The organism is Paenibacillus paeoniae (genome assembly GCF_003388735.1).
In the GTDB taxonomy this organism is placed as follows: Bacteria; Bacillota; Bacilli; order Paenibacillales; family Paenibacillaceae; genus Pristimantibacillus; species Pristimantibacillus paeoniae.
In genome coordinates, this window is record NZ_QUBQ01000001.1 from 1867878 (window position 1) to 1882244 (window position 14367).

Sequence of the window (14367 nt, forward strand, 5' to 3'; positions counted from 1 at the left end):
CTCCTTACTATTCATAGTAGCCTTCATTATCCGGCAATGTCTGGTAAGCTTCTTTGCTGTTAATTATCTCTATGATCATGTTCGTCAATCGCTTAAACTCCTTATGCGTTCTGGAGTCATTGAATTCGCCTTTCCAATGAATGGTTTGTGTATTACCGTTCAGACTAATCTGAAATGTATATCCTGAAACCGGTATGATATTCATTCCATCCACTTCATTGGGATATTCGAATAGTCCAATTTCCTTCATGACAGCATATACGTCCTCTTTTTCGCTAGCAGTTAATGTCAAATGAGTAGAAATTGTTCCATTCTGAACAAGATCTTTCGTAAATGTCTCCTCCGCTGTGTTCAAAACATTTTTGTACATGACACCATAGGAAAATATAAAATCAAATTGCTTTTCATTAGAGCAACTAACTAGCACCAGCAATAACACCACTGCAAGGAGCCTCATCATACCTTAAGTCCTCCCCTCTATCCCGATCGAATCGCATACAATAAACTAGACGTGATGATTTGAGGAAAAGTTGTTATTCTTTGCATATTCAAGCAAAACAAAAAACAGCGTCTCTAAGCCAGAGTGCGCTGTTCTATTGGAATAGAACCAAATTCCCCAAATAAAATGTCAAACTGTTTTGTTGTGAATGGCTAGAAAGTCTTGAACTTCACGCATAGAAGTCGGCCTATATCCTGGCCCGTCACAGCCGCACGAGTGATAAGCAATTCCATGATCATACAGAAGCTTTACCTTTCTCCATTGGTTCTTATCGATTTGTTTTGGCGCTTTGAAATCATGCCCCATATTCACCATTGGCTCATGACACTGGGGACATTTATAATTGAGTTTGCTAATCTGTTCTGGATTCAAATCTGCGGTTGATGTTTGTTTGAACGATTTCCTGCAACCGAAGCATGCGAATATATCTTTGTACGGGCCATATATGGCATACCTGCACATGAAACTCCCTCCAGCCTTTTTTTCTAATCAAAAATCTTAGTATAATCGCTTCTCATAGCTGTCTTGCAATCCTTTTCTTATCACATCAACTGTAAAGGAGTCCGACTTTACATGCGCAGTTATCATATGCGGGATAGAAGGTAACTCACACTCATCCACCCACGTGTCCTTATGCCAGGCACCCGAGCGTTTGAAAGCTTTGGCACAATGGATAAAGGCTTCCTCTACTCGAACGCCTATACCTAACACCGGTTTTTTGTCTTTAACCGTCATTTGCTCCAAAATATCTTCATCCTTAATGACAAATGCCTCACCATTTACTCTGAGCGTTTCTTCTAAACCAGGTATAAGAAAGATAAGGCCTACTCTAGGATTTGAAAGAATATTTCGAAGCGAGTCGATTCGTCGATTGCCTGGCCGCTCTGGAATAACGAGATGCTTATTATCCATGACATACACTGATCCAGGCGAATCACCGCGAGGAGATACATCACAATATCCTTGGACATCAGAAGTAGCCATAAATAAGAGTGGAGACAAGGAAATAAACGTTCTACAATGATGATCCAATTCTTGAATCGTTTTCTTCTGCACCACTTCGCTCGGATAACCAACGATCTGCCTGATTTCATCTTCTGTTGAAAGAACATGCTTGAACGGAGTCATTTCTTCACAGCCTTTCTTTCCCGGTCACTCTGATGCCGCTGTTTCAAAGCGACAACATTCTAGTGGATCAAAGTCATTCCATCTTTAAACTGAACATCACAATGAAAATGACCAAAATACCAGTGATTGAACAAAAGTTTGTCTTTTACCACCTCTAAATATTGATTAAGCAGATCTTCTTCTACGATCGTATGAACGTTCTGACGTAATGCCTGTAATGTAGATGCTGGACAGGTATGGGCAACGACGCAATCCACCAATTATTTCCACTCAGATTTGTAAATCCTTTAGAACAACCCTTTATTATGAGCGAGTCTTTTTTGAATTAAGCTTCCTTATATCCGTATAACCATGCATATCTCCTGTTATAAAGATCAATAGCACCAAGTCCTATTACATCAGGTAATCAAGCATTTGTACTTATTTTTCCAGAATTAATGTATCAAAGAACTCCTCATAAGAAGACAAATAATAATCAGCGCATGGTGCTTGGTTTTGGAATAGGCAACTTTTAATTCCCAGAGCTTTAGCTGGTAAAATATCAATCTCGCGATCTCCAATAACTAGGTCTATCCCATATCGATCTTGTAATACTTGATATGAAGCTGGGTCAGGTTTTCTGGGGTATCCATCATCTCCGGCAATCATGTCTTGAAAATAAATTTCCATACCATAGTATTGAAGAATCTGTTCTACTTCATTGCGAGGCTTATGGGTCATAATGACGTTGAGCTCTGAGTAAGACAGAATTTCTCGTAGATGATGAAACGGTGGAGTTAAACTTGGATGCATTTGGCTTTCCTTATCAAAAAAAAAGTTAACTTGTTCATCTGACAACTCAAAGTGCTTAATTGCATGCGTAAACGATATCTTAAGTTGTGACGAAATGTCATGCTTGTCCTTCTTTGCTTCCATCACAGCGTATAAAATATCGGTGTAAGCAGGATATGTATCAAAGAGAGTTCCGTCAAAATCCCATAAGATTTTCATATAACTTTATCTCCTCATTTTTCAATAAAGACGTTGAAGCTATCTCCGTTTACTCGCCCTTAGACTTCCGATATAGCTTCTCTGTCCAATGCCACGTCCACAATCCGAAAAAGATACCGCCTAATGGGAATAACACCAATGATGTGAGCAGTGTTTGATAAAACTCTTGATTCATAATCAATTCTTGATTATTGAAAAATGTCGATGTTGTGCTAAATAAAATCCCTGTCGGAACTCCCCAACCTAAAATCCCAGTAAAAATGATAAAGTTTTTCTTCCCTTTAGCTCGTGTAACTTCCCATTTATCCCATTTTGTTTTCATCTTGAATCCCTTCTTTCTAAGGTTAATTTAAATACGTTATCAACTCGCACCAATCGTTGGTACTGATCATTAATATCTGAATACTTCCTACCCAATTCAATCTATGGAAAGAGCAGCCTCTAAGGGTCACCGATGACCTTTAGAAGCTTATTTTTACATATTCCCGATTGTAATGGACATCCTTGACCATTAGAAGTCGTTTCCCACTGAATCGTCCCTTTTTTGGCCTGTAAGGGACATCCGTGTCCGTTACAATCTCATTTCGCTGCATTTCCGATTCTAACGGACTATAGTGACCGTAAGGGATTAGGGGCACGTATTGCACTATGACATGCCGCTATTAAGCTGGCATTTTTATAGAATTTAACAGCCGCCATCGATTGTTAGTTTGACTATCAAGCGCTGATTAGTAGGTTGAGCCAATATTTATACAGTTATTTTTTCCATTTCAGCCTATTATACTGTCAATCTGCATATTTGGAAATATAAAACAGCGTAATTGATAAGAAATGAACGCCCTTTCACCGGGTTATACTAGAATTATAAAAATACAAGAGGAGTTGTCCATCATGTCAATCAAGCTTACTCCGTATCTCGTAATGGAAGGTACTGCAAAGGAGGCAATCGCTTTTTACCAAGAGGTGTTTGGTGCTGAGGTGCTCATGCAGCAGGCATTCGGCGACATGCCGGCCAATCCGGAATATCCGCTTCCTGAATCCGTAATGGATAAGATAGCCCATGCTCATCTGAAGATTGGAGAATCGGAGCTGATGCTCTATGATACATTCCCGGGATCTCCTTATGCTCGCGGGAATAATATGACCGTCTGTGTGACGCTGCCGAATGCTGAGCAGGCAACGAAAGTGTTCGAAAAGCTTGCTCATGGCGGACATATCGTACAACCTCTTCAAGCTACCTTCTTCAGCGCAGCTTTTGGTTCTGTAACGGATGCATTCGGCATAACGTTCACCGTTACTACAGAATCGGCCCAATGAAGCAGCGTTATTAACAACTGTGAAACACTCTACCTATTAAGTTCTAGCTATTACCTTCTTCATAACAAAAAAGAGGACCTACTCGCTGCAAAACAGCGAAAAAGGTCCTCTCTTCCTATAAATTAAAATACTTTTGTCGTCCAATTTTCACAATTCCATGTTTCTGTCACGACATCACGATAGAATTCCGGTTCGTGAGAAATAAGCAGAATGCTTCCTTTGTACGCCTTCAACGCACGCTTCAACTCTTCCTTCGCATCGACGTCCAAGTGGTTCGTCGGCTCGTCAAGCACCAGCAGATTCGTATCGCGATTGATCAGCTTGCACAGACGTACCTTCGCTTTCTCGCCACCGCTTAGCACAGTGATCTTGCTCTCGATATGTTTAGTTGTCAACCCGCACTTTGCCAAAGCAGCACGAACCTCAAACTGGGTATAGGAAGGGAACTCTTTCCAAATCTCTTCGATACATGTATTGTAGTTCGCGTCCTTCGCTTCTTGTACGAAGTAGCCGATTTCGAGATTGTCGCCAAGCTCTGCAGAGCCGGATACGGCTGGAATCTCACCCAAAATACTGCGTAGCAAAGTAGTCTTACCAATACCGTTCGCTCCAACAAGAGCGATCTTTTGTCCGCGCTCCATGCGCAGATCAAGCGGACGGGACAGGGGTTCGGAGTATCCAATGACAAGATCCTTCGTTTCGAAGATCACACGGCCAGCCGTTCTGCCTTCCTTGAAGTTGAATTGCGGCTTCGGCTTCTCCTTCGCCAGCTCGATGACATCCATCTTATCAAGCTTCTTCTGTCTGGACATCGCCATATTCCGAGTCGCCACACTAGCCTTATTCCGCGCGACGAAATCCTTCAGACCCGCAATCTCTTGCTGTTGACGCTTGTAAGCAGACTCCAGCTGTTGTTTCTTCATCTCATGTACTTGCTGGAAATGTTCATAGTCTCCAACATATCGGGTCAACTCTTGATTTTCCATATGATAAATCAAGTTAATCACACTGTTCAGGAACGGAATATCATGCGAGATAAGGATAAATGCATTTTCATATTCCTGCAGGTAACGCCGCAGCCACTCAATATGAACCTCGTCCAAGTAGTTGGTAGGCTCGTCAAGCAGCAAAATATCCGGCTTCTCCAGCAAAAGCTTCGCGAGAAGCACCTTTGTGCGCTGCCCGCCGCTAAGGTCGTGAACATCCTTATCCAGTCCGATATCCGTCAGACCAAGTCCGCGAGCCGTTTCTTCGATTTTGGCATCGATCATATAGAAATCCTGATTGGTCAATGTATCTTGAAGCGTGCCAACATCCTCCAGCAAGCGCTCCAGCTCCTCAGGCGATACTTCGCCCATCTTGCCATACATATCGTTCATCTCCTGCTCCATGTCGAGCAGATATTGGAACGCTCCCTTCAACACATCGCGGATCGTCATGCCTTTGGTCAACACTGCGTGCTGGTCAAGATAACCGACGCGCATCCGCTTCGACCATTCTACCTTGCCATCATCCGGCTGCAGCTTGCCTGTAATAATATTCATGAAAGTCGATTTGCCTTCCCCGTTGGCGCCAATAAGTCCAATATGCTCGCCTTTCAGCAAGCGGAATGACACGTCGTTGAAGATGGCGCGATCTCCAAAGCCGTGGCTTAATCGTTCTACATTCAATATGCTCATGAATTAACACCTTTTCTGTTAGACTTCATACTCGCTATATTATAAGCGTTACAGGGTGCTCAACTCAATAACGAAATTGCCGTTTTTCGTCGAAAATAGCCATTAGACCCGGTATTGTTCCTTTTTCTGCACACGAGTCAGAAAATGATTCATCAGAACGGGCAATGAAATTAGAATCGGCGGGTCATCAAGCGCAGGCGGATACAGTGTGACGTTCAGGGGAGGCAGCTCTTCATCTGGACGGACAACAACAGCTTCTCTATATCTTGTACGAAGCGTCGAGTGCGGCAGCAGCATATCGAGCACTCCCGTTCCCCATGATATCGTTGTAGCCATCAAATAATAAATTCCGGGCTCTACATCCGTAAGTTCGAACTCGCCGAGTGAGCCGATCAACGTGCCATAGAGGGGAAAGCCCTCCGGAATCGGCTTCGGGAAGAGACCAATCAATACAACGCCGGAAAATGGATACTCCGAGCTGACTGTTCCTCTAACCGCAGAATGTCTGGACTGGCTTAAAAACGGAGTTGCCCAATCACTCAATTGCTCAAGTGATTGCAGATGCCGACTTGCGTCTTGAGCCGTATTGCGGAATTGTGCAGGAGTCATGCCTACCCGCTCCGTGAAACGCGTCGTGAAGGTGCCTAGACTTTGCTGACCGATCTCCAGACTGATATCCCTGACGCTAAGATTGGTTTGCAACAGAAGATCCTTCGCCTTCTGCAGGCGAATGGACGAGACGTAGTACATAGGGGAAATACCCATTCGTTCCTTGAACAATCGGGTGAAGTGATACGGGCTGTAGGCGACATGGCTTGCCAGTCGCGCAAGCGGCAGCGAATCATAAATATGCTGATGAATATAAGCAATGATTTCGTCGATTTCGGTGGTCGTCGTGGTCACGTCATACACCGCCCTGCCGTGGTCTAGATCAAGACGAGCCTCCGTCTTAATTCGTCCATAGTTTATCATCATTCTGACACGCGATCAAGTGTTCTTATTTTTCATTCCTCATTACATCTCATAAAAAATCCTCCATACTCCTCCCCCGGCATCTGCTAGAGGAGGTATATGAAGGATTCAACCATCTTCGAAGAATGGCTTATGCGTTTGCCTGTCCTTTTACTTGAACGTCGTCCTTCTTCTCCGTTACTTCATTAGATGTACGAAGCGGAATTTCTCTCAAGAAGAATGAGAGCACAAGCGCGACAACGACAAGCGCCGTACCTGCCAAGAAGACTGTAGTGAGCGATGCGCTTAGAGCATCGCGCAGCGTCTCGATCAATTTGGTAATGATCGGCTGAACATCAGCTGGCAGCGTCGATTGAAGCTCATGCAGCTTCGGCTGATCCAGCAGCATCTCTGGGTTATGGAACAGTTCCAGTTGCTTGGCTAGTGCAGGGTCAAGGTTATCAAAGCTGAAGCCTTCTGCTGATGCCGTTTCCTTCTGCATGTTGCGGACAAGGCTGGACTGCATAATTGTACCCATAACCGCGATCCCGATTGTACCCCCGAGGTTGCGGAACAACTGTGATGAAGCTGTAGCAACACCAAGTTCCGTTGGCTTGACTGCGTTTTGAACCGTTAGTGAGAATACCGGCATGCCGACGCCCAAACCTACGCCAAAGACGACCATCGCTATAACGGCAAGCCATACGCTATTCATAAATGCCATAATCAACATACCTGCTATCATAATAGGCAGACCTAGAATGGCATAACGTTTGTATTTGCCTGTCTTCGTAATTTGCCGCCCGATAATCGTACTCATAATAACCATGGCGATCGACATTGGCATCGTTACATAACCGGAGTAGGTTGGCGAGATGCCCTCAACGCCTTGCACGAAAAACGGCAAGTAGATAAGCGCGCCCATCATGCCGGCGTTCATCAGAAATCCGATTACATTAGATATCGTAACAATATCGTTTCTGAACAGATGAAGCGGAAGAACAGGGCTCTTCGCCTTCCACTCCACGAGAATAAAGATGGCAAGGCAGACAGCAGATGCAGAGAATAGACTTATAATCTCCACTGAGCCCCAGGCATATTTTGTACCGGCCCAAGAGAAGCCTAGAAGAACCCCGATAATGGTCAAGCTCAGGAAGAGCGAGCCTACATAATCGATCTTCTCGGATTTGTTCGTCTCCACTTTCGGGAAGAGGAACAAAATCATGAAGAAGGCCACCAAACCAAGCGGAAGGAAAATCCAGAACAGCCACTTCCAAGCGAAGTTATCGACGAGCCAGCCGCCCAAAGTTGGGCCGATTACACTGGAGAAGCCGAACACGGCCATCATGACTCCCGTCCACTTGCCACGCTCGCGCGGCGAGAACAAATCACCGACTGCCGTAAATACAGAAGCCATAATAATACCGGCGCCTACACCTTGAACACCGCGATAAATAATCAATTGAAAAATATCTTTCGAAAATCCGGTTAAGAATGCACCTATCATAAAGATAACAATACCGGCTAATATGAATGGCTTCCGCCCATATATATCAGATAGCTTACCGACAAGCACAGTTGCCAGTGTCGAAGTCAACATATAAATCGTGATGACCCAGCTGTAGTATTCCATACCGCTCAAAACGGCAATAATGCGTGGCATCGCCGTACTGACGATCGTCTGGTTAATCGCGGAAAAGAACATCGCCATAATAATGGCCATCATAATTGTAATTTTTCGCTTGTGGGACAAGTGTTCCATTGGTTCCTGCTCCTTCTTTCTCTTTGGATGAATGAAATATAATTTCGGTTAGCGGCCATGCCGTCCATGACACTTCGAGTTCTCCTGGGCGATCAACACCATCTTCTCCAATACGTCCGTCGCAATGCGGGCGTCACCTGGGTCCATCTTGTCTATATAGGCTCCGACAATTTGTTCGCGCAAGGCTTGAGCTTTCTCTAATATGTCTTTGCCGGTTGGCGTGAGCTCGACCAGAATGACTCTTCGGTCATCCTTATCATGGGTTCGCACCACGTAGTCCGATTTCACCAATCGATCAATCATTACCGTTACCGCGCTTGGCTTGACATCCAGCTTCTCAGCCAGTTCCGTCAATCGGCATCTCTCGCTCTGATTGATGTAATGAAGCATGTACATCTGCGTCCCTGTCACTTGGGAATCAAGACGATCCACGATTTCAGAAACAAATAGCCGATTAAGCTGCGTCAATGAACGTTGGAAACGACTGACGAGCGTTGGCATAGAGACACCTCCTTTCATTTAGCTTAGAACTATAAACCTTAGAACTATATATTTAAACTATTTAAATAATAGTCCGCTTCCTTTCCGCTGTCAAGCGCCTAAATGTAAGATTATTTTCGCCAGAATGGTGAAAGCGAATACAGATTCAAGCTTGTGACGCCAACCGAACCCCATAAGAAAAGGATACCCTCCACTATGGAAGATATCCTTGTTCATCCGTTATTTCTCAAGCAGCTTTGCCCAGAATCCGCCGCGGAAATGCCGCGGCTCATGCGAGATGACGAACGCTTTGGGCGCAACAGACGATATAGCATCCAGCAGCTTCTTCTCCGCACTTCGCTTCACCAGAACCTGCATGACGAGCCTCGGTCCGTTCCGTCCTTCTCCCTGCCATACCGTTACACCATAGCCGCTCGCCCGAAGCTGGTCGGGCAAGCTGGTATTAAGCGTGTCCGCGATAACCTGTACAACGGAATAACCTAGCGCCAATGCTTCCTCGATTCGACTGCCCAGATAGACGCCCAGTCCGAAGCCAATGCAATAGGCCGCCATATAGATTGGTGTGGACAGATTGTTCAACACAAGCTGCAAACCTACCAGATAGACGAATACTTCCACTGTTGAGAGAAGTGCAGCGGCTGTCCGTTTCCCTTTAATGACTAGAATTAGCCTAAGCGTGAACATAGAGACGTACGTTATGTTAATGCCCAGAATAAGGGCAATGATCCAGACTGGATTCGTCATCAGGCTCGTGTCGCAATGAAAGAGGGCCTCGGGCTTTGCCCGGAATACGGCTTAACAAGCCGGTTGTCCACACTGTTATAGACCAGAAATACATTGCTGCGAGGGAACGGAGAGATGTTGCTGCTAGACCCGTGCATGAGGTTGCAATCGAACAAGAGGACAGAACCTGCTTTGCCGACCGGCATCTGAATGCCCTTCTCATCAGCCAAGCTGCGGAGGCTGTCGTGGTCGGGAACGCCATACTCCTGCTTGCGAAGCGACTCCTTGAAGTGGTCATCTGGCGTTTGGCCCACACAAGAGATGAACGTTTTGTGAGAACCGGGAATAACCATTAGCGGACCGTTATAAGCGTAATTGTCGCTTAAGGCGATTGAGCAGCTAAGAGCGCGCATGCCCGGCATGCCATCCTCCACATGCCACGTCTCGAAATCCGAATGCCAATAAAACTCTTTCCCGGTAAAGCCCGGCTTAAAGTTTATGCGTGATTGATGAATATACGTATCCGAACCGAGCAAATACGACGTGATCGCTTTCAGCTTCGGATGGTTCGACAGATCCTGGTATATCGCATTATGCTCATGCACCGCAAACACCGATCTGACTTCCCGACTCTCCGGTTCTCGTATGACATGTGCAGCTTCCTGATCACGGTAAGCTTCTTGCAGTCTGCTCAGTTCATTTTTCCATAGAGACAGCTCTTGGTCTGAAAAGAATTGCTCCAAAAACAAATAGCCATTCCGCTCGTAGAAGGAGGATTGCACTTCTGTAAGGGGACCCTCTGATGTCCATTCGCTATAAACAACAGGATCCCTCCGATCCAATCTGACGGGAACTTCATCTATCCGGGAAGGATAGCGGTCGCTTGCGATTATCGTATTCGCTCGGTTGCTATTCATCATCCATCAGCTCCTTTTTCATTTCATTTAGACTTATGAGGCATGTCTTCGTTATCGCGATACCCTACTCTCCTCGTCTACTAGAGGATAGACGCCGTCCTGATCGTGTACTTCAGCTCCTGTAAGCGGAGGATTGAAGACGCATACCATACGAAGCTGGCTTCTCGCTCGCAGCAGATGCTTTTCATGACCATCCAGCGCATACAGCATGCCGGGAGCAATCGGATAGGTCCCTCCCCCTATCACTTCAATCTCTCCTTCCCCTTCGATGCAATAAACAGCCTCCACATGATTACGGTACCAGATGAGAGTTTCCGTTCCCGCCTTGATAATTGTGTCGTGCATGGAGAAGCCCATCCCGTCCTTCTTCAGCAGCAGACGCCTGGAGTTCCACGTTGGCGTATCAATATCATGATTTGTTCCCTTAATCTCAGCCAGTTGCTTGACAATCATCTCGCATCACTCCACCTTTTCCCTTCGATTTCTCAGCCTTTCATTTGCATAGCAGCTTTGGGCATTATGCCCGTATACATATCAACCAGAGCTGACTCCATCTTCTGCAATCCCTTCTGCAACATTTCAGCTTCTATTGTCAATGGGGGCATAAGCTTTGCCACTTCATCATGCGGCCCTGATGTCTCCATAATGACGCCTCGTTCAAAGAGCAGCTTACATAAGCGGGAGGCATCTTCCGGCTGCTGGAATACAAGGCCTTGAATCATTCCTTTGCCTCGGATTTCGATAATTTTGTCGCTATAGCGGGAAGCCATACGGCTAAGGAAGTCCCTTATGACTTCCGCATGATTCCGAATTTGTTTCGCTAATCGATCATCATCCCAATAGCGGAGTGCTTCGGATGCCGCGATGAATGCCAGATTGTTGCCGCGGAACGTCCCATTATGCTCGCCCGGCTTCCAGATATCATGCTCCGGCTTGATTAGCGTAAGCGCCATTGGCAATCCGTAGCCTCCGATCGACTTGGACAGACATACAATATCCGGCTGAATGCCGGATGACTCAAAGCTGAAGAATGTACCAGTACGGCCGCATCCCATCTGCACATCATCAATGATGAGCAGGATGCCGTTATCTCGGCATATACGCTCCAGACTGCGCAGCCATTTGCCGCTTGCAGCTGCCAAGCCGCCCTCGCCTTGCAACGTTTCCACAATGACAGCCGCCGGGGAGTCCAGGCCGCTTCCGGGGTCTTGCAGCAGCTTCTCCAGCAGCGCTGTCGTATCCACGAGCGGACCCAGATATCCGTCATAGGGCAGGAAAGTCGTGCCGCTTAGCGGCAACCCGGCACCTCCCCTCTTGAAAGCGTTCCCTGTGGCCGACAATGATCCCAGCGACATGCCATGGAAAGCGTTCGTGAAGCAGACGATATTAGTTCTTCCCGTTACCTTGCGGGCGATTTTGAAGGCACTCTCTACTGAATTCGTACCGGTAGGACCAGGGAACATCACTTTGTAACACAACCCGCGCCGCTTCAGAATCGTCTCCTGGAAGCGAAGCAGGAATGTTTCCTTCGCATCTGTCGCCATATCCAGACTGTGGGTAATGCCATCCTCCAGCAAATAATCAATAAGCTTGGTTCGAATATGCGGGTTGTTATGTCCGTAGTTCAATGCGCCAGCGCCGGCAAAAAAATCGATATATGTCTTTCCGTTGCGGTCATGCAGCATCGCATTGCTGCCTTTGGTGAAGACGGTTTGGAAGCTTCGGCAGTAGCTTCTAACTTCAGATTCCAGTCTATCGAATACGTTCAGCGAACGTTTCGTCTGAGCATTCTTTTTAATCAATTCCGTCATAGTCATCCTCCTTTGTTGGGAAACGGGGGGAGATTAATTGTCCATAGCAATTGGGCCAATCCGAAACATCAGCTCAGTCTCATGAGCTTCAGGAAACATGGAGGCCTCATAGCGCTCCGAAATCTTGCATTCACTCTCGAGTTCGCGAGCCATGGACACGAACAAGCTGCGTGAAGCCATGTTCCCCGGACTGATTGTAGCTTCGATATAATGAATAGTGTCGTTGCTGTTGCGCGAGATCACTTCCTTGAGCAGCAAGCTGCCGATCCCATTGCCTCTTCGAACAGGATCTACGGCAATTTGCCAGACGAACAGTGTATCCGGTTGCTCCGGTTTTCGGAATGCGGACAGAAATCCGCACATGCGTCCATCCTGCTCGGCTATACAGCATGTCTCACTGAACATGTCGCATAGCATCAAATAACAATATGCCGAGTTGACATCCAGTCCGCCAGCACGTTTGACCAGCTTCCATATGCCTTGGCCGTCTTCGATCGTCGGCTTGCGGTAGATAACCTTTGATGCATGGCTCCCATTCATGAAATCACCTCCTAAAGCCGGCTTAGAAAGGTACGAAGCCGCTCACTTTGGGGCCGTTCGAAGATATCCTCGGGCGTCCCCTCCTCGACGATAAGCCCTTCCGCCCCGAAGATAACCCGATCGGCAACTTCTCTTGCAAAATCCATCTCATGAGTAATGAGCATCATCGCCGTCTCGCCTTCCTTGGCGATTTCCTTAATAACTGCGAGCACTTCCCCTACAAGCTCAGGGTCCAGGGCGGAAGTAACCTCATCGAAGACCACGACCTTGGGTCTCATCACCAGCGCTCTGGCGATCGCCACGCGCTGCTTCTGTCCGCCCGATAACTGCGACGGATAGTTGCGCAGCTTGTCGAGCAGTCCTACCTTCTCCAGCATGGATTCGGCCCGCCCGATTGCTTCCTCTTTGGATAAGTTCAGTACGGACGTAAGCGCCAATGTCACATTGCGCTCCACCGTCAGGTGGGGAAACAGATTGAAATGCTGGAACACCATGCCCACCTTCTCCCGGATGCTCCGAAGATGAGCTTCGTTCGCCGCCTTCCAGTTGCCCCTCTTGTCTTTCATTTGCCAGATGGGCTCGTTATCAATCGTTAACGTCCCTGTCGTCGGTTGCTCCAGCGTCATCAGCATTCGACCCAATGTCGTTTTGCCGGAGCCGCTAGGACCGATGAAAGCCAGCTTTTCTCCCGCATGCAGCCGAAGATCAATCCCTTTAATGACTTCCAGGTCGCCAAATGATTTGGTCACACCGCGGTATTCCACCAGCGGCTCGCTCTCATCCTGTGCAAGGTTCAGACTATTCCTCTGCCTGGACTCACCAGACTCAGCAACTTCTGTTTGATCATGCGCAAACTTCGTTTCGATAATGACGCTCCCTCCTTTTTATGCCGATGGCCGTCTGCCCCATCTCTTCTCAAGCCGTGCAACGAGCAAGGACATCATGAGGCTGCATACGATAAAGATAATGCCCACAATGGTAAAAGGCTCGAATACCCGATAAGTGACGGAAGCTTCATTCTTGGCGCGCAGCAGCAGCTCGACATAAGTGATAGCGGACAGCGTTGGCGTTTCTTTGAAGATGACGATTAGATAATTGCCCATAATGGGCAGCACCGGCGGGATCGCTTGCGGCAGCACAATGGAGAACCATGTCCGCCTCTTAGATAAATTCAATGCGGTCGCCGCTTCCCATTGTCCCTTCGGCAATGCATCAATCCCGGATCGGTACACCTCCGACATATACGTGGAGTAATGCAGTCCGAGGCCGATTGCCCCGGTCCAAAACGCCGTCATCGAAACCGGCACGAGCATCGGCAAGCTATAATACAAGAAAAACAATTGCACGAGCAGCGGCGTGCTGCGGATGAAATGCGCCACGCTGCTTGCCACACGTCTTACCGAAGCGAATCGCGAACGGATCAGCGCAGCGATCAGAAGTCCTACCGTCGACGCAATAACGAATCCGCAAGCCGCAGCCAATAAAGCGGCGGGAAGCGCGCGCAACAGAATGACGCTAACGTCCATTGCATAATCCCAGCTCCACATCG

The 14367-nt window shown here is 47.1% G+C and carries 16 protein-coding genes; 1 reads left to right on the forward strand and 15 read right to left on the reverse strand.

The genetic code is table 11. From position 1 onward, the window contains the following. Nucleotides 1-7: 7 nt before the first annotated feature. The 4 genes from DX130_RS08530 to DX130_RS08550 form a co-directional block, all read right to left on the reverse strand. Complete coding sequence (locus DX130_RS08530; protein WP_116044376.1) at nucleotides 8-460, reverse strand: hypothetical protein; 453 nt, start codon at nucleotides 458-460, stop codon at nucleotides 8-10. 537 nt (nucleotides 461-997) lie between these two features. Then, complete coding sequence (locus tag DX130_RS08540) at nucleotides 998-1627, reverse strand: pyridoxamine 5'-phosphate oxidase family protein (protein ID WP_116044379.1); 630 nt, start codon at nucleotides 1625-1627, stop codon at nucleotides 998-1000. Nucleotides 1628-2047: 420 nt separating this feature from the next. Then, nucleotides 2048-2617: an HAD-IA family hydrolase gene (locus DX130_RS08545; RefSeq protein WP_116044380.1), complete on the reverse strand. Its 570-nt coding sequence runs from the start codon at nucleotides 2615-2617 to the stop codon at nucleotides 2048-2050. Between the two features lie 49 nt (nucleotides 2618-2666). After that, nucleotides 2667-2939: a hypothetical protein gene (locus DX130_RS08550; RefSeq protein ID WP_116044382.1), complete on the reverse strand. Its 273-nt coding sequence runs from the start codon at nucleotides 2937-2939 to the stop codon at nucleotides 2667-2669. A gap of 569 nt (nucleotides 2940-3508) precedes the next feature. On the opposite strand from DX130_RS08550, the gene DX130_RS08555 reads away from it, so the two are divergent. After that, nucleotides 3509-3934 carry a VOC family protein gene (locus tag DX130_RS08555; protein WP_116044384.1) on the forward strand — a complete coding sequence of 142 codons (426 nt, stop codon included), beginning with the start codon at nucleotides 3509-3511 and terminating at the stop codon, nucleotides 3932-3934. A gap of 122 nt (nucleotides 3935-4056) precedes the next feature. Here the strand turns inward: DX130_RS08555 and DX130_RS08560 are convergent, their stop codons facing one another. The 11 genes from DX130_RS08560 to ehuD form a co-directional block, all read right to left on the reverse strand. Next, entirely contained in the window at nucleotides 4057-5613 is a 1557-nt protein-coding gene (locus DX130_RS08560; protein ID WP_116044386.1) for an ABC-F family ATP-binding cassette domain-containing protein, read from the reverse strand. 102 nt (nucleotides 5614-5715) lie between these two features. Beyond that, nucleotides 5716-6516: a helix-turn-helix transcriptional regulator gene (locus DX130_RS08565; RefSeq protein ID WP_116045844.1), complete on the reverse strand. Its 801-nt coding sequence runs from the start codon at nucleotides 6514-6516 to the stop codon at nucleotides 5716-5718. Between the two features lie 199 nt (nucleotides 6517-6715). Next, nucleotides 6716-8326, reverse strand: coding sequence for an MDR family MFS transporter (locus DX130_RS08570; protein WP_116044388.1), 1611 nt, complete (start codon nucleotides 8324-8326; stop codon nucleotides 6716-6718). Nucleotides 8327-8374: 48 nt separating this feature from the next. Further along, nucleotides 8375-8827, reverse strand: a complete 453-nt coding sequence (locus DX130_RS08575) for a MarR family winged helix-turn-helix transcriptional regulator (RefSeq protein ID WP_165861201.1) — start codon at nucleotides 8825-8827, stop codon at nucleotides 8375-8377. A 219-nt stretch (nucleotides 8828-9046) separates the two neighbouring features. Then, the gene (locus DX130_RS08580) at nucleotides 9047-9571 is read right to left on the reverse strand and encodes a DUF2179 domain-containing protein (RefSeq protein WP_116044392.1); all 525 of its coding nucleotides are present in this window, start codon (nucleotides 9569-9571) and stop codon (nucleotides 9047-9049) included. Continuing rightward, the gene (thpD, locus tag DX130_RS08585) at nucleotides 9571-10467 is read right to left on the reverse strand and encodes an ectoine hydroxylase (RefSeq protein ID WP_116045846.1); all 897 of its coding nucleotides are present in this window, start codon (nucleotides 10465-10467) and stop codon (nucleotides 9571-9573) included. Before thpD ends, DX130_RS08580 begins: the two co-directional genes overlap by 1 nt. A 51-nt stretch (nucleotides 10468-10518) precedes the next feature. Next, nucleotides 10519-10920 (reverse strand): ectoine synthase, encoded by a 402-nt coding sequence (locus DX130_RS08590; RefSeq protein WP_116044393.1) that lies wholly within the window; start codon nucleotides 10918-10920, stop codon nucleotides 10519-10521. A gap of 32 nt (nucleotides 10921-10952) precedes the next feature. Beyond that, a complete protein-coding gene (ectB, locus tag DX130_RS08595) occupies nucleotides 10953-12278 on the reverse strand; it encodes a diaminobutyrate--2-oxoglutarate transaminase (protein WP_116044395.1) in 1326 nt (441 codons plus the stop codon). A gap of 33 nt (nucleotides 12279-12311) precedes the next feature. After that, a complete protein-coding gene (ectA, locus tag DX130_RS08600) occupies nucleotides 12312-12818 on the reverse strand; it encodes a diaminobutyrate acetyltransferase (RefSeq protein ID WP_116044397.1) in 507 nt (168 codons plus the stop codon). Nucleotides 12819-12829: 11 nt separating this feature from the next. Continuing rightward, entirely contained in the window at nucleotides 12830-13615 is a 786-nt protein-coding gene (locus DX130_RS08605) for an amino acid ABC transporter ATP-binding protein (RefSeq protein WP_276310889.1), read from the reverse strand. An 87-nt stretch (nucleotides 13616-13702) separates the two neighbouring features. Next, the gene (gene ehuD / locus DX130_RS08610) at nucleotides 13703-14365 is read right to left on the reverse strand and encodes an ectoine/hydroxyectoine ABC transporter permease subunit EhuD (RefSeq protein ID WP_116044400.1); all 663 of its coding nucleotides are present in this window, start codon (nucleotides 14363-14365) and stop codon (nucleotides 13703-13705) included. Nucleotides 14366-14367 lie beyond the last annotated feature (2 nt).

Excerpts from the sequence above, each read along its gene's own strand:
- DX130_RS08530 (WP_116044376.1), bottom strand. The coding sequence starts at position 460 with ATGATGAGGCTCCTTGCAGTGGTGTTATTGCTGGTGCTAGTTAGTTGC.
- DX130_RS08540 (WP_116044379.1), bottom strand. The coding sequence starts at position 1,627 with ATGACTCCGTTCAAGCATGTTCTTTCAACAGAAGATGAAATCAGGCAG.
- DX130_RS08545 (WP_116044380.1), bottom strand. The coding sequence starts at position 2,617 with ATGAAAATCTTATGGGATTTTGACGGAACTCTCTTTGATACATATCCT.
- DX130_RS08550 (WP_116044382.1), bottom strand. The coding sequence starts at position 2,939 with ATGAAAACAAAATGGGATAAATGGGAAGTTACACGAGCTAAAGGGAAG.
- DX130_RS08555 (WP_116044384.1), top strand. The coding sequence starts at position 3,509 with ATGTCAATCAAGCTTACTCCGTATCTCGTAATGGAAGGTACTGCAAAG.
- DX130_RS08560 (WP_116044386.1), bottom strand. The coding sequence starts at position 5,613 with ATGAGCATATTGAATGTAGAACGATTAAGCCACGGCTTTGGAGATCGC.
- DX130_RS08570 (WP_116044388.1), bottom strand. The coding sequence starts at position 8,326 with ATGGAACACTTGTCCCACAAGCGAAAAATTACAATTATGATGGCCATT.
- DX130_RS08575 (WP_165861201.1), bottom strand. The coding sequence starts at position 8,827 with ATGCCAACGCTCGTCAGTCGTTTCCAACGTTCATTGACGCAGCTTAAT.
- DX130_RS08580 (WP_116044392.1), bottom strand. The coding sequence starts at position 9,571 with ATGACGAATCCAGTCTGGATCATTGCCCTTATTCTGGGCATTAACATA.
- thpD (WP_116045846.1), bottom strand. The coding sequence starts at position 10,467 with ATGAATAGCAACCGAGCGAATACGATAATCGCAAGCGACCGCTATCCT.
- DX130_RS08590 (WP_116044393.1), bottom strand. The coding sequence starts at position 10,920 with ATGATTGTCAAGCAACTGGCTGAGATTAAGGGAACAAATCATGATATT.
- ectB (WP_116044395.1), bottom strand. The coding sequence starts at position 12,278 with ATGACGGAATTGATTAAAAAGAATGCTCAGACGAAACGTTCGCTGAAC.
- ectA (WP_116044397.1), bottom strand. The coding sequence starts at position 12,818 with ATGAATGGGAGCCATGCATCAAAGGTTATCTACCGCAAGCCGACGATC.
- ehuD (WP_116044400.1), bottom strand. The coding sequence starts at position 14,365 with ATGTGGAGCTGGGATTATGCAATGGACGTTAGCGTCATTCTGTTGCGC.